The following is a 13,137-nucleotide window of genomic DNA, read 5'->3' as shown; positions in this document are numbered from 1 at the left end:
GACCCGGCGGGCCGACCCTGTGGGCCGGCCCGCCGGGCTGCGACTCAGATCAGGTCACGACGACGGAACACGGCGAACGCCGCCGCGGTCAGCCCGCCGGTGAGCACGAGCAGCACCACCAGGGCCGGCCCCCAGGTCAGGACGTAGGAGCCGTCGCAGTAGGCCCTGCCCGAGCTAACCGGGCAGGTATCCCAGAAATCCGCCCTAGCGGTGAGCCATGCCTGGATGTGGCTGGAGAGCATGAACCGGTCCGGCCGCCGGGCGTCGATGATCTCCAGGACCAGGCGGCCGCCCAACTCCCACACCACCAGGTACGCGGCTGCCGCCCCCAGGGCCGCCGACGTGTGCCGGCCCAGGGTCGCGATGGCGAAGCCCAACGCGGAGGCCAGCAGCACCAACACCACGCCACGGAGGTGCACCGCGCCGAGCGAACGCCAGAACTCACCGCTCAGCCGGCCGGGTAGCCCGGCGGTCTGCCCGATCACCCAGAACGTGGCGAGGTAGGCCACCGACGCGATCAGGGCCAGGACCAGCACCGTGCCGAGCAGGGTGCCCAACTTGGTCGCGAGCACCGTCAACCGGCGTGGTCGCCAGAGCAGCAGGTTCACCACGCCACCGGAGTTCAGGTCGGCGCCGATGTAGGAGGCGCCGACCAGGAACCCGAACAGCACCAGGAACGCGATGAGGAAGTAGAGCAGCGGCAGCGCCTGGTTGGCGAAGCTGAACACCCCCGGCAGGAAGTCCGCGGCGATCGGCAGCCGATCCTGCCGGATCGGGTCGATCTCCGAGCAGTCCTGGGGGAAGTACTGGTCCATGTCGCTCTGCGGAAGCGTGCCGTTCTGTCGCGCCAGGCACTGCTGGTGAGCCACCTCCATTCCCTGCCGCGCCTCGACGGCCTGAGCCCGCGCCGAGTTCATCTCGTCCGCGCTCGGCTTGTGGGAACCCGCCAGGGTGGTCGCCGCCGTGACGGCGAAGGCAAACGCCAGCAGGACGACCATGAGCTGCACGAAGCGACGGGCCGACAGCCGCTCCACCTCGGCACGGACCAGGTTCACGCGTCCACTCCCCGATCGAGATTGATCACAGCATCGCCCTGGACGTCGTGCGGCAGCGCCGAGTCGTCGACCTGCCGGGGCACCGACGGATGCTCGTACGCGCCCGTCAACTCCAGGAAGACGCTCTCCAGATCCGGCCGGAGCGGGGTCAGCTCGCCCACCCACAGGCCCTGCTCGCCGAGCGTCCGGCTGACCACCGTCGGGTCACCCACCCCGCTCACCACCAGCGCCTCGCCGTCGACGGCCGCCGTCAGCCCGGCCGCGTTAAGCAGCTCGACAGCGCGCTCGGCCTCGGCCACCCGCACCAGGAACTCGTGCCGGTCGTAACCCGCCAGCACCTCGTCCACCCGGCCGGCCGCCACCCGACGCCCATGCGAAATGATGGTGACGTGGTCGCAGATCAGCTGGATCTCACCCAGGATGTGACTGGACACCAGCACGGTCACCCCGGCTGCCGCCAGCGACCGCATCAGGTCCCGCATCTCCCGGATGCCCGCCGGGTCCAGCCCGTTCGCCGGCTCGTCCAGGATGAGCAACCGGGGGTCCTTCAGCAGCGCGGACGCCACCGCGAGGCGCTGCTTCATGCCCAGCGAGTAGCCCTTCACCCGCTCGTCGCCCCGGTCGCGTAGGCCCACCAGGTCCAGCGCCTCGTCCACCCGCGAGACCGGCACCCCACCGGCACGCGCCAACAACCGCAGGGTGCGGTAGCCGGTGAAGTTGCCGAAGAACTGCGGACTCTCCACGATGGCGCCGACCTGCCCCGCCACCCGGGGCAGCGACTCCGGCGACGGCGCACCCAGCACCGTCATCCGTCCGCTGTCGGCGCGTACCAGCCCGAGCAGGGCACGCAGGGTGGTGGTCTTGCCGGAGCCGTTGGGGCCCAGGAAGCCGTGGATCTGGCCCTCCTCGACCAGCAGGTCGAACCCGTCCACCGCCACCCGTCGGCCGTTGCGGATGCTGTGGAAGGTCTTGCGCAGACCCTCGATCTCGATGACCGCGCTCATCCGCGCGGATCCGTACCTCGACGGAGCATGGACGGTCCTTCGGGCTTGGTGATCAATGACACGGCGCTTCACCCTATGGCTGGGGCGCCGCCCGTGGGGGGCGCCCCGTCGCTGCGTGGTTGGATGGAGCGGTGACTGGTGACCTGATCCCCGGCGCTGCCGGCGCCGCGCCTGCCGCCGCTCCCGTCGACCCGGATCTGGTGGTCAGCCTCGACGGCGTCGCCGTACGCCGCTCCGGCACCGCCCTCCTGCAGGACCTGACCTGGCGCGTCGAGCTGGACGAGCGGTGGGTGGTGCTCGGCTCCAACGGTGCCGGCAAGACGACACTGCTCAACCTCGCCGCCGGCCGACTGCACCCCACCACGGGTGTCGCGCACGTGCTCGGCGAGCGGATCGGCCGCACCGACGTCAACGAGCTGCGTACCCGCATCGGGCTCACCACCGCCGCGGTCGCCGAGCGACTGCCCGCCGACGAACAGGTCAGTGATGTGGTGGTGACCGCCGCCTGGTCGGTGGTCGGCCGCTGGCGGGAGAACTACGACCGTGGCGACGAGGTGCGGGCGCGGGCGCTGCTGAGTCAGCTCGGCGTCGGTGGGCTCGCCGAACGCCGCTACGGCACCCTCTCCGAGGGGGAGCGCAAGCGGGTGCAGATCGCCCGTGCCCTGATGACCGACCCGGAGCTGCTGCTGCTCGACGAGCCCGCCGCCGGGCTCGACCTGGGTGGTCGGGAGGACCTGGTCGCCCGACTGGCCGAGCTGGCGTACGACCCGGACGCCCCGGCGATGGTGCTGGTCACCCACCACGTCGAGGAGATCCCGCCGGGGTTCACCCACGCGTTGCTGCTGCGGGAGGGTGGCGTGGTCGCCCAGGGGCTGCTCGCCGAGACCCTGACCGGGGACAACCTCTCCAAGACCTTCGGCCTGCCGCTGGTGGTCGAGCGCTCCGGCGACCGCTACACCGCTCGGGCCGCCTGAGCGACGATCAGAGCGGAGACGACCGTGCCGCAGACCCGGGTTGCCGTGGTGGGAAGCGCCAACATGGACCTGGTCGCGATGGCACCCGCGTTGCCGCGACTGGGCGAGACCATGCTCGGCTCCGACTTCATGATGGTGCCCGGCGGTAAGGGCGCCAACCAGGCCGTCGCCGCGGCCCGGGCCGGCGCGTCCTGCGCCTTCCTCGGCGCGATCGGCTCGGACGCCTTCGGCGTCACCCTCAAGGCCCGCATCACCGCGGCCGGCGTGGACACCAGTCAGCTACGGGTGGTCTACGGCACCTCCGGGGTGGCCCTGGTGATGGTCAACGCCCAGGGGGAGAACGCCATCATGGTGACCCCCGGCGCCAACGACGCACTGATCGGCCTCACCGAGGAAGAGTTGGCCACGGTGAGCGCGGCGGACGTCCTGGTCGCCCAACTGGAGATCCCGGTCTCGACCGTGACGGCCGCCGCGGTTGCCGCCCGCGCCGCCGGCACCAGGGTCATCCTCAACGCCGCCCCGGCCCGGGACCTCCCACCCGAACTGCTCGCCGCCGTGGACCTGCTGGTCGTCAACGAGGGCGAGGCGCGCACGCTCGCCGGTCGAGGCCGGGAGGAACCCCGGGCGCTGCTCGACCTGACCCCCCGGGCCGTACTCACCCTCGGTGGCGAGGGCGCCTGGTACGTCGACCGGGACGGCACCGAGGTGCACGTGCCGGCGGTCCGCGTCGACGTGGTCGACTCCACCGCCGCAGGTGACGCGTTCACCGCCGCGCTGGCCGTCGGCTGGGGCGAGGGACGCGACCTGGTCGACGCGGTGCGCTGGGCGTCGGCGGCCGGCGCTGCCTGCGTACGCAAGTTCGGCGCCTCGGTGGCGCTCCCACAACGCGCCGAGATCGACGAGCTGTACGTACCAGCCTGAGCGCGTCCCGCGCTGAACCGGCCTGAGCGCGTCGGCGGGTTACGCCCGCTGGCCCGCGCCGGTGCGGAAAGCCCGGCGGTACGCCGACGGTGAGGTCAGCATGACCCGGCCGAAGTGGTGCCGATAGGTCACCGGCGTGTCGAAGCCCACCGCGCGCGCGACCTGCTCGACCGGGGCGTCGGTCTCCTCCAGCAGGGCCAGGCTGGCACGGATCCGCTGGTCGATCAGCCAACGGATCGGGCTGGTCCCGGTGGCCCGGGCGAAGTGCCGCAGGTAGGTGCGGGACGACATGTGCGCCCGCCCGGCGAGCTGGGCCACGCTCAGCGGCTCGGCGAGATGGGCGAGGGCCCAGTCGATGCTGCCCGCGATCCGGTCGTCGTCCGGGTCGGCGGGTACCGGTGCCTCGACGAACTGGGCCTGCCCGCCGTCGCGGTGCGGGGGGATCACCAGCCGTCGGGCGACCGCGTTGGCGATCGCCGCGCCATGGTCGCGCCGGATCACGTGCACGCAGAGGTCCAGCCCGGCCGCGCTGCCAGCACTGGTGAGCAGGTCACCGTCATCGAGGTAGAGCACGTCCGCGTCCACAGCGACCCGCGGGTACCGCCGCGCCAGCAGCTCCGCGTACCGCCAGTGGGTGGTGGCCCGTCGACCGTCCAGTAGTCCCGCCCCGGCCAGCGCGAACGCGCCCGAGCAGATCGACATGAGCCGGGCGCCGCGCCGGTGCGCCTGGCGGAGCGCGGTGATCAGCTCGGGCGACGGGTCAACGGTCACGTCCGATACGCCGGGCACGATCACCGTCCGCGCCGCCGCCAGCTCGGCCAGGCCGTACGGGGTGTGCAGGCTGGCTCCGCCGACCACCGGCACCGGCCCCGGCTGCTCGGCGCAGAGCACCAGGTCGTACCAGTCGACGTCGAACTCGGGTCGGGCCAGCCCGAAGACCTCGGTGACGATGCCGGTCTCGAACACCGACATCCCCGGGTACGCGAGCACGGCGACCCGGTGCGCGGCCGCCGGTCGTCGGGGTGCTGGTAGCGGGCGCGGGCCGGTTGTCGTGGCCGGGATCGGCATGGCGGGATGTTAGCGCAGGACGTCGTTCGCGCCACTCGTCCCGGGGTGGCGTGCCGGCGAGGATCGGTGCATGACATTCGCCTTCGCCGTTCCGCCCGTCGATCCGGCCACCGCCGCCGCCCACTTCCACAACCGGCTCAGCGTCGAGACCGACGTCAGTGATGTGCACGCCGACCTGTCGGCCCGTACCCCAGGCCTGGTGGTCGTCGACTCCCGGGGCGCGGCCGCCTGGGCGCAGGGGCACCTCCCCGGCGCTGTGCACCTGCCCACCGCCGAGATCGCGAGCCGGGCGGCGGACCTGATCCCGCCGGGCTCGGCGGTGGTGACCTACTGCTGGGGTCCGGGCTGCAACGGCGCGACCCGGGCGGCGCTGGAGTTCGCCCGGCTCGGCCATCCGGTGAAGGAGATGCTCGGCGGGTTCGAGTACTGGGCGCGGGAGGGGCTGCCGGTGGTGACGGAGGCCGGGCTGACCCGGCGACCGGTCGACGACCTCACCGCGCCAACCACGACGATCACCTGCGACTGCTGAGCCACGGCGCGGGCGAGCGAGGGCTCAGCCGACGGGCTCGTCGGCGAGCTTCTCGCCGCGTCGGCGCAGCATGCCCAGCCCGGGGATGCCGGCCACGGCGAGCTTGAGGTCGCGGGTCACGTCCAGCAGGTCGTGCAGGTCGGGGCCGACCCGGTCCAGCGTGGCCAGGATCGGCAGGATGTCCGCCGTCAGGTGTTCCTTGAGCTTGGGCAACTCGTCGATCAGGTGGATCGCCGCGCTGATCTCCTCGTGACTCAACTCCTCGACGAACCGCCCGGCCATCGGCGCGGCCCGGCGCAGTGCCGGCTCGTACGCGGCCAGCAGCTCGGCCGCCGTGGCGGCGGCCTCCGTCGCGGTGCCCACGGTTGCGGCGGCGCGGCCCGCCACCCGTTCGGCCTCGGCGACCACAGTGCCCGCCGCCCGGGAGACCCGTTCGGCCTCGGCGACCACCACTGCGGCGGCGGTGGCCACCTCGGTGGCCGTGTCGATGGCGGTGGTCGCGGCGGCGCTGATGACGGCCACCTCGCGAACCGCAGTCTCGGCGTCGGTGAGCACCTGGTCGGTTCGCTCCAGGGTCGTCTCGATCCGGTCGACCACGCCGTTGATCCGGGCCAGCAGCGCCTCCACCCCGTCCAGCACCGCGAACGCGCGGGCGGGCACGGCGGCCATCGAGGTGGCCGAGCCGAGCGCCTGGTCGAGAGCGGAGCGGGTCAGGCCGACCACGGCGGCCGGGGTGGGGAGGGGAATCGCCATGGGTCAAGTGTGCGTCGGTCGCACCAGAACCGCCCGACGGAGCCGGTCAGCGGGACTGTCGACCGGCGGTGTCGGCGCGGGCGACGCGCAGGCCCCACCAGATTAGCGGCACCTGCATCGGCACGCGGCCGTAGGCGATGGCCCGCTTCGTCGGGCGGCGGTGCCGCCAGTCCACCGCCATCTTTACGTTGGCCGGCAGCACGGCGACGAAGAGGGCGGCTGCGGCCCGACCGCCGGCCCGTCGGGTGGCCGGGTGTGCCACCGCCGCCGCGACCGCCAGCTCGGCGACCCCGCCACGGCGGGTGGTCATCGATGGTCCCCCTGCTGTTCGACGGCGCGCTGCACGGCCCGGTAGATCTGCCCGAACCGTAGCGCGTCCGGGGTGCGCAGCAGCAGATCCTCCCGACCGTGGTGCTGCACCCACAACTCGTGCACATGGCTGCCGCGCTCGTAGGAGCGGTCCAGCCAGCCCAACGGGATCTCCAGGAACGGCGTCAACGCCAGCGCCCCCACCGCGCAGGCGGCGAGGATGATCAGCGCCAGCTGCCAGTTGCCCCGGTCCTGTGCGGACCAGGCCAGTGACAGCACGCAGACCACGGCGACCAGCGGCGGCAGCGAGAGCAGCAGGACGAGGACACCGCGACCCAGCACACGGCCGCGTACGGCGAGGGTCTTCTGCCCGCGCGCGTGCCACACGAACGTCACGTCGGACAGGGCGATCACGTGACCGCCCGCCCGGATCGACTCGGAGGTCACCTGCACCGCGTCGTCCCGGTAATAGAGGGTCATCACTAAGCCTAACCACCGACAGGCAACCCTCGCCTCGCTCGAACCTCGGCACCGGCCGTCTTCGCAGCGGAACGGGCCCTCGTCGCGGAGGATTCGACGGCGGCCGTCCAGCGGGTAGGGGCGGCGGCCGTCCGGCGGGTAGAGATGGTGGTGCTGCGGTCCTTTGGAGCTGAATCGTTTGCGTCATCACGCGCCGCGCCGCCGCGCCGCCGACGTCGTGGTACCGGTCCGATTCGTTTGCGTTATCAGCTCCATAGGCGCTGCAGGAACGCAGCGCCCGGCGTGCCCGCAGCGCCCGGCGTGCCCGCAGCGCCCGGCGTGCCCGCAGCGCCCGGCGTGCCCGCAGCGCCCGGCGTGCCCGCAGCGCCCACCCTGGTCAGGTCGAAATGTGAAGCGGAACCAGGCCGGCTATCGACGGCTGGCGGGGCGGGCCGGTTGGCTGTGCTCGACCGCGCGCTGCACGGCCCGGTAGATCTGCCCGAAGCGCAGCGCGTCGCCGGTGCGCAGCAACCGCACCGGCTGACCGCGCCAGCGGGCCCAGATCTCCAGTTGGCGGCTGCCCCGGGCGTACGAGCGGTCCAGGTGTTCGAAGAGGAAGTCAGCGACCGGCCCGACGGCCAGGCCGACCAGCACCGACGCGCCGACGATCGCGATCGTCACGGTGGGGGAGCGGTGCAGCCACACGGCCACGCCGATGCCGAGCACCGCCGCGACCAGCGGACCGGCGAGCGCGGCGCCGATCGCGCCTCGCCCGACGAGCACCCGCCAGGAACGGGTGCCCCGGCGGTGCCAGATCATGCTGATGTCGGACAGCGCGTAGGCGCGGCCATCGACCCGGAGGGTGGTGGAGGTGACCTGCACCGACCTGTCGTCGTAGTACGTCGTCATGGCTGGACTCCCGCCCACGGGGCTGACACCACACTACTTACCCAAACGAGCCGGGTCGTAAGGTTGGCACGCGACTTCGACGAGGAAGTGAGGGCAGCGTGGGCGAGTTCGTTCGGCTGGAGACCAAGGACGGCATCGGCACGATCCGGCTGGAGCGGCCGCCGATGAACGCGCTCAACACCCAGGTGCAGGAGGAGTTGCGCGCCGCCGCGTCGGCGGCCACCGCCGACCCCGAGGTCCGCGCCGTCATCGTGTACGGCGGTGAGAAGGTCTTCGCCGCCGGTGCGGACATCAAGCAGATGGCCGACATGTCCTATGTCGACATGGCCGACCGGGCCGCGAACCTGTCCAGCGCTCTCGGTGCGATCGCCCGGATCCCCAAGCCGGTGGTCGCCGCGATCACCGGGTACGCCCTCGGTGGCGGCTGCGAGTTGGCGCTGGCCTGTGACTGGCGGATCGTGGCCGACGACGCCAAGCTCGGTCAGCCGGAGATCAAGCTCGGCATCATCCCGGGCGCCGGCGGCACCCAGCGGCTGGCCCGCCTGGTCGGCCCGGCCCGCGCCAAGGATCTGATCATGACGGGCCGGATGGTCGACGCCGAGGAGGCGCTGCGGATCGGCCTGGCCGATCAGGTGGTCCCGGCCGCCGAGGTCTACGAGGCCGCGGTCGCGTACGTGAAGCCGTACCTGACCGGGCCGGTGCAGGCGCTGCGCGCGGCGAAGCTGGCGGTCGACGGCGGCCTGGACATGGACCTGAACTCCGGCCTGGCCTGGGAGAGTCAGCTCTTCGCGGCGCTGTTCGCCACCGACGACCGGCGGGAGGGCATGTCGGCCTTCGTGGAGAAGCGCAAGCCGGACTTCACCGGCCGCTGACCCCTGGCGTCCGCTGGCCGGGACCACCGTCGGACGGTCAAGTGACTGGCCGGTAACCTGTGATCCCGGCCACGGACGATGGGAGCGACATGACGGAGCGGATCGAGGGGCACGGCGGCGAGTTGGCGCTCGCGGCCCTACGCGCGCACGGCGTACGGGAGATGTTCACCCTCTCCGGAGGGCACGTCTTCCCGCTCTACGACGCCGCGTACAAGACCGACTTCCCGATCTACGACGTCCGGCACGAACAGTCCGCGGTCTTCGCCGCCGAGGCGGTGGCCAAGCTGCAGCGTCGCCCCGGCCTCGCCGTGCTCACCGCCGGGCCCGGTGTCACCAACGGCATCTCCGGCATGACCAGCGCGTTCTTCAACGCCTCGCCGGTGCTGGTGCTCGGAGGTCGCGCGCCCGCGTTCCGCTGGGGTTCCGGCAGCCTCCAGGAGATGGACCACCTGCCGCTGGTCGCCCCGGTCACCAAGCACGCCGAGACGGTGTTCAGCACCGACGACATCCCGCGCGCGGTGGGTGCGGCGCTCAATGCCGCGCTCACCCCGCACCGCGGCCCGGCCTTCCTCGACTTCCCGCTCGAGACGGTCTTCTCGGTCGCCGAGGCAGACCTGCCCACCGCGACCGGCGTCGACCCCGTCGTGCCGGACCCGGAGGAGGTCGGCCGCGCCGCGATGCTCATCGCCGGGGCGCAGCGACCGGTCATCATCGCCGGCTCCGACGTGTACGCGGGCGACGCGGTCGCCGCACTGCGCGAGGCGGCGGAGGCGTTGCAGGTTCCGGTCTTCACCAACGGCATGGGCCGTGGCTCGCTCCCACCGGAGCACCCGCTCGCGTTCGCCAAGGCCCGCCGGGCCGCGCTCTCCGGCGCCGACGTGGTCGTGGTGGTGGGCACCCCGCTGGACTTCCGGCTCAGCTTCGGTGACTTCGGCGACGCCAAGGTGGTGCACATCGTCGACGCGCCCAGCCAGCGGGCGACGCACGTGCAGCCGGCCGCCGCCCCCGCCGGCGACCTGCGCCTGATCCTCTCCGCGCTGGCCGACCACGCCGGCGACCGGGCCGACCACGCCGACTGGATCGCCGACCTGCGCGTCGCCGAGGACGCGGCGAAGGCGCGCGACGCCGCCGAGATGGCCGCCGAGACCGACCCGATCCGCCCGGCGCGGATCTACGGCGAGTTGCGTCGGGTGCTGGCCCCGGACGCGATCACCATCGGCGACGGCGGCGACTTCGTGTCGTACGCCGGGCGGTACCTGGAGCCGTCCCAGCCCGGCACCTGGCTGGACCCCGGCCCGTACGGCTGCCTGGGCACCGGCATGGGCTACGCGATGGGCGCCCGGGTCAGTCACCCGGACCGGCAGATCTGCGTGCTGATGGGCGACGGCGCGGCCGGCTTCTCGCTGATGGACGTCGAGTCGCTGGTCCGCCAGAAGCTGCCGGTGGTGATCGTCGTCGGCAACAACGGCATCTGGGGGTTGGAGAAGCACCCGATGCGCGCGATGTACGGCTACGACGTGGCCGCCGACCTGCAGCCGGAGCTGCGCTACGACACGGTGGTCAGCGCGCTCGGCGGTGCCGGGGAGACGGTCGCCAAGGCGGCGGACCTCGGTCCGGCCCTGCAGCGGGCGTTCGACGCCGGAGTGCCGTACCTGGTCAACGTGCTCACCGACCCGACCGACGCGTACCCCCGGTCGTCGAACCTGGCCTGAGTCGCACCCGTCGCCGCCGTCGCTCCTCAGGGGCGACGGCGGCGCGGTCACACCTCCGGCCGGTCGCCCTCGCGGGGCGGGTCACCGTCGCGTCGGCGCAGGTCGTCCTCGCGTCGGCGCAGGTCCTCCTCCCACCGGCGGAAGAGCTCCTGGTCCTGCTGCTTGGCGCGGTCCTGCACCGAGCGCAGGAACTCCGGGTCGTCGTCCGGCGCGACCGGCCGGGGGCGCTGCCGCTCGGGCGACGAGGTGCCGCCGGGCCAGCCCTTGCGGGCGCCGGAGCTGGGCTCCCGGCCGACGATGAACCAGGCGATCGAGCCGACCAGCGGGAAGAACAGGATGATCAGCACCCAGGCGATCCGGGGAAGGGCACGGATCTGGCCCTCCTCGGCGGAGAGACAGCTGATCAGCGCGCAGATCGCGAGGACGATCTGCACCAGGAAGAGGAGTACGCCAAGCCGGGCCATGTACCCATCATGGCGCACCGTTTCCCGTCACCACAGTCAGCGGAGCACCAGCAGCACTCCCAGTAGTGCGAGCGCCACGGTGCCGAACGCGACCAGGGGAAGTGTCCGACCGCCGGTGCGGGCTGGGCCGGTGCCGGTGGCGCGTGGCCAGCAGAGCACCAGCAGGGTGCCCCACACGACCACTGTGACGCCGGCGATCAGCGCCCCGGTCGGGTCTCCGGTCGACGCCAGTCGGACGGCGAGCGCGGTCACCACCGTCGCCGTGAGCAGGGTGCGCCGCCAGGCCAGCCGGGTCCGCTCCGGTTGCAGCCCGGGGTCGCGTCCGGTGCTCACCGTCCGCCGACGGCCCGGATCAGGACGGCGACGACAAGCAGCACCGCCCCGCCGCCGACGGCGAGGGCGAGGATGGCGGGAAACCGCGACGCGGGCAGCTCCTCACCGAGCCGGATGGCCCGCTCGGTACGCGCCCAGTGGTCCACGGCGCGGATCGCGACCACCCCGCCGAGCAGCAGCAGCGTCACCGCGATCACCTCCCGCAGGTGGCTCACCCGCAGGGGTGGCAGGAACTGTGCGGCGGCCAGCCCGCCGCCGACCAGCGCCAGCCCGGTGCGCAGCCAGGCGAGGAAGGTTCGTTCGTTGGCGAGGGAGAACCGGTAGTCCGGCGTTTCACCGACCGAGCGCAGCTCTGTCGGGTCGAACCATCGCCTGATCGTCTCCCACACAGTGGGAGATTATCCGTTTCCCCTGCCGCTTAGCCTGGTCCGGTGACTGATCTCGACGTGCTGACGCTTCGCGACGCCTACGACAACCAACTCCGTCCGGAGATCCCCGACCCGGTTCCGGCCGGGGTGACGGTGGAGCGGGACGGGCCGCTGGTCCGGATCATCGGGCTCGACGCCGGCGGGTTCCTCACGTACCGCAACCTGGGCGGGTTGACCGGTGACGCGCTGGACGAGCTGATCGCCCGGCAGGTGCAGTTGTTCCGTGAGCGTGGCCAGTCGGTCGAGTGGAAGCTCAACGGACACGACGAGCCGGCCGACCTGGCGGAGCGTCTGCGCGCCGCCGGCTTCGTCGCGGAGGACCGGGAGACCGTCGTGGTGGGGCCGGTCGCGCCGTTGGCCGCCGCGCTGCCGGTCATCCCCGAGGGGGTACGCCTGCGTGAGGTGACCTCCCGGGAGGACCTGGAGCGGATCGCCGCCATGGAGGAGGAGGTCTGGCAGGCGGACCGTTCGCACCTCGTCTGGGGGTTGGCCAAGGAGATCGACGCCGACCCGCACTCGATCACCGTGGTGGTGGCCGAGGCGGGCGAGACGGTGGTGAGCGCCGGCTGGGTGCGGTTCCCGGCGAACACCGGCTTCGCCACTCTGTGGGGTGGCTCGACCCTGTCGCAGTGGCGGCGCAAGGGCATCTACCGGGCGTTGGTCAACTACCGGGCGCGGCTGGCCGAGCAGCGGGGTCGGACGCTCATGCAGGTCGACTGTTCCGAGGACAGCCGCCCGATCCTCCAGCGGCTCGGCCTCGTCGCGGTCACCACCACCACCCCGTACGTCTACACTCCGTGATCATGGAGCAGCGGTTGACGGACGAGGATCGGCTGATCATCAAGACCGGTGCCTTCGGTGCTGTCTTCCTGGTCTCCAACGCAGATCCGGGGGTGCTGGGGGTGATCCGGGAGAGCCTCGCCGCGTCCGGCGCGCTCGCCGACGCCAGCGGTGCGATCAAGGAGGCGCTGACGACCGGCCCGTTGCCGCGGCTTCCCCGGGACTCGCAGTTGGAGATCGAGTCGGTGGTGCTGCCGGCGTTGCGTCAGGCGGTGCTGATCCTGCGTGAGAAGTCACCGCCGGACGTGGAGGCGTACCGGTCGGTGGTGTTGGCCGCGGCGGACCGGGTGGCCCGGGCGCACGACGGGGTCGCACCCGCCGAGGCGGCAGCCATCGACCAGATCCGGGTTGCGCTGGCCGAGCCGGCCTGACCGGCCGCACGCCGGTGAGCTGTGTCACTCTGTGTGCCTCGGGAGCGCAACCTACTGGCAGGTAACATTGCTTCGTGGGCAACCGCACAGCAGCTCGCGGTTGACCTGGCGTCGACCGACGCGCGACGCTGCGCCC

General features: G+C 72.5%; 17 protein-coding genes. 7 read left to right on the top strand and 10 right to left on the bottom strand.

The window, feature by feature from the left end:
• Window positions 1–44 precede the first annotated feature (44 nt).
• Together ABGB10_RS06165 and ABGB10_RS06160 are read right to left on the bottom strand one after the other, a co-directional pair.
• Window positions 45–1,055, bottom strand: a complete 1,011-nt coding sequence (locus ABGB10_RS06165; RefSeq protein WP_347659873.1) for an ABC transporter permease subunit — start codon at window positions 1,053–1,055, stop codon at window positions 45–47.
• Window positions 1,052–2,059 (bottom strand): ATP-binding cassette domain-containing protein, encoded by a 1,008-nt coding sequence (locus ABGB10_RS06160; protein ID WP_347659872.1) that lies wholly within the window; start codon window positions 2,057–2,059, stop codon window positions 1,052–1,054. Before ABGB10_RS06160 ends, ABGB10_RS06165 begins: the two co-directional genes overlap by 4 nt.
• Before the next feature lie 131 nt (window positions 2,060–2,190).
• Between ABGB10_RS06160 and ABGB10_RS06155 the strand changes: the two genes are divergently transcribed.
• The gene (locus ABGB10_RS06155; RefSeq protein ID WP_347659871.1) at window positions 2,191–3,033 is read left to right on the top strand and encodes an ABC transporter ATP-binding protein; all 843 of its coding nucleotides are present in this window, start codon (window positions 2,191–2,193) and stop codon (window positions 3,031–3,033) included.
• 24 nt (window positions 3,034–3,057) lie between these two features.
• Window positions 3,058–3,954 (top strand): ribokinase, encoded by an 897-nt coding sequence (locus ABGB10_RS06150; protein WP_347659870.1) that lies wholly within the window; start codon window positions 3,058–3,060, stop codon window positions 3,952–3,954.
• Between the two features lie 39 nt (window positions 3,955–3,993).
• Here ABGB10_RS06150 and ftrA read toward each other — a convergent pair whose 3' ends face one another.
• On the bottom strand, window positions 3,994–5,022 hold the full coding sequence (ftrA, locus tag ABGB10_RS06145) for a transcriptional regulator FtrA (protein WP_347659869.1): 1,029 nt from the start codon (window positions 5,020–5,022) through the stop codon (window positions 3,994–3,996).
• Between the two features lie 70 nt (window positions 5,023–5,092).
• Here ftrA and ABGB10_RS06140 point away from each other — a divergent pair, with 70 nt between their 5' ends.
• Window positions 5,093–5,551 (top strand): rhodanese-like domain-containing protein, encoded by a 459-nt coding sequence (locus ABGB10_RS06140; protein WP_347659868.1) that lies wholly within the window; start codon window positions 5,093–5,095, stop codon window positions 5,549–5,551.
• A 24-nt stretch (window positions 5,552–5,575) separates the two neighbouring features.
• Here the strand turns inward: ABGB10_RS06140 and ABGB10_RS06135 are convergent, their stop codons facing one another.
• The 4 genes from ABGB10_RS06135 to ABGB10_RS06120 form a co-directional block, all read right to left on the bottom strand.
• The gene (locus ABGB10_RS06135) at window positions 5,576–6,304 is read right to left on the bottom strand and encodes a hypothetical protein (protein WP_347659867.1); all 729 of its coding nucleotides are present in this window, start codon (window positions 6,302–6,304) and stop codon (window positions 5,576–5,578) included.
• 46 nt (window positions 6,305–6,350) lie between these two features.
• Window positions 6,351–6,614, bottom strand: coding sequence for a hypothetical protein (locus ABGB10_RS06130; RefSeq protein ID WP_347659866.1), 264 nt, complete (start codon window positions 6,612–6,614; stop codon window positions 6,351–6,353).
• Window positions 6,611–7,093 carry a DUF6232 family protein gene (locus ABGB10_RS06125; RefSeq protein WP_347659865.1) on the bottom strand — a complete coding sequence of 161 codons (483 nt, stop codon included), beginning with the start codon at window positions 7,091–7,093 and terminating at the stop codon, window positions 6,611–6,613. Before ABGB10_RS06125 ends, ABGB10_RS06130 begins: the two co-directional genes overlap by 4 nt.
• 408 nt (window positions 7,094–7,501) lie before the next feature.
• On the bottom strand, window positions 7,502–7,981 hold the full coding sequence (locus tag ABGB10_RS06120; protein ID WP_347659864.1) for a DUF6232 family protein: 480 nt from the start codon (window positions 7,979–7,981) through the stop codon (window positions 7,502–7,504).
• Window positions 7,982–8,079: 98 nt separating this feature from the next.
• Here ABGB10_RS06120 and ABGB10_RS06115 point away from each other — a divergent pair, with 98 nt between their 5' ends.
• Together ABGB10_RS06115 and ABGB10_RS06110 are read left to right on the top strand one after the other, a co-directional pair.
• A complete protein-coding gene (locus ABGB10_RS06115; RefSeq protein ID WP_347659863.1) occupies window positions 8,080–8,853 on the top strand; it encodes an enoyl-CoA hydratase-related protein in 774 nt (257 codons plus the stop codon).
• Between the two features lie 89 nt (window positions 8,854–8,942).
• Entirely contained in the window at window positions 8,943–10,565 is a 1,623-nt protein-coding gene (locus ABGB10_RS06110) for an acetolactate synthase (protein WP_347659862.1), read from the top strand.
• Window positions 10,566–10,612: 47 nt separating this feature from the next.
• On the opposite strand, the gene ABGB10_RS06105 is transcribed toward ABGB10_RS06110, so the two are convergent.
• The 3 genes from ABGB10_RS06105 to ABGB10_RS06095 are packed head-to-tail and all read right to left on the bottom strand — an operon-like array spanning window position 10,613 to window position 11,751.
• A complete protein-coding gene (locus tag ABGB10_RS06105) occupies window positions 10,613–11,029 on the bottom strand; it encodes a PLD nuclease N-terminal domain-containing protein (protein WP_347659861.1) in 417 nt (138 codons plus the stop codon).
• Between the two features lie 36 nt (window positions 11,030–11,065).
• Entirely contained in the window at window positions 11,066–11,362 is a 297-nt protein-coding gene (locus ABGB10_RS06100) for a DUF202 domain-containing protein (protein ID WP_347659860.1), read from the bottom strand.
• Window positions 11,359–11,751: a DUF202 domain-containing protein gene (locus ABGB10_RS06095; RefSeq protein WP_347659859.1), complete on the bottom strand. Its 393-nt coding sequence runs from the start codon at window positions 11,749–11,751 to the stop codon at window positions 11,359–11,361. Before ABGB10_RS06095 ends, ABGB10_RS06100 begins: the two co-directional genes overlap by 4 nt.
• A gap of 42 nt (window positions 11,752–11,793) precedes the next feature.
• Between ABGB10_RS06095 and ABGB10_RS06090 the strand changes: the two genes are divergently transcribed.
• Window positions 11,794–12,591 (top strand): GNAT family N-acetyltransferase, encoded by a 798-nt coding sequence (locus tag ABGB10_RS06090; protein ID WP_347659858.1) that lies wholly within the window; start codon window positions 11,794–11,796, stop codon window positions 12,589–12,591.
• Window positions 12,588–13,001, top strand: coding sequence for a hypothetical protein (locus ABGB10_RS06085; RefSeq protein ID WP_347659857.1), 414 nt, complete (start codon window positions 12,588–12,590; stop codon window positions 12,999–13,001). Before ABGB10_RS06090 ends, ABGB10_RS06085 begins: the two co-directional genes overlap by 4 nt.
• Window positions 13,002–13,137: the final 136 nt, after the last annotated feature.

It is taken from the genome of Micromonospora sp. B9E7, from assembly GCF_039871815.1.
Classification (GTDB): Bacteria; Actinomycetota; Actinomycetes; order Mycobacteriales; family Micromonosporaceae; genus Micromonospora.
This window is presented reverse-complemented; position numbering and strand designations above follow the sequence as displayed.

Coding starts and splice junctions, on each gene's coding strand:
- ABGB10_RS06125 (WP_347659865.1), bottom strand. CDS start 7,093: ATGACCCTCTATTACCGGGACGACGCGGTGCAGGTGACCTCCGAGTCG.
- ABGB10_RS06140 (WP_347659868.1), top strand. CDS start 5,093: ATGACATTCGCCTTCGCCGTTCCGCCCGTCGATCCGGCCACCGCCGCC.
- ftrA (WP_347659869.1), bottom strand. CDS start 5,022: ATGCCGATCCCGGCCACGACAACCGGCCCGCGCCCGCTACCAGCACCC.
- ABGB10_RS06110 (WP_347659862.1), top strand. CDS start 8,943: ATGACGGAGCGGATCGAGGGGCACGGCGGCGAGTTGGCGCTCGCGGCC.
- ABGB10_RS06160 (WP_347659872.1), bottom strand. CDS start 2,059: ATGAGCGCGGTCATCGAGATCGAGGGTCTGCGCAAGACCTTCCACAGC.
- ABGB10_RS06120 (WP_347659864.1), bottom strand. CDS start 7,981: ATGACGACGTACTACGACGACAGGTCGGTGCAGGTCACCTCCACCACC.
- ABGB10_RS06130 (WP_347659866.1), bottom strand. CDS start 6,614: ATGACCACCCGCCGTGGCGGGGTCGCCGAGCTGGCGGTCGCGGCGGCG.
- ABGB10_RS06105 (WP_347659861.1), bottom strand. CDS start 11,029: ATGGCCCGGCTTGGCGTACTCCTCTTCCTGGTGCAGATCGTCCTCGCG.
- ABGB10_RS06135 (WP_347659867.1), bottom strand. CDS start 6,304: ATGGCGATTCCCCTCCCCACCCCGGCCGCCGTGGTCGGCCTGACCCGC.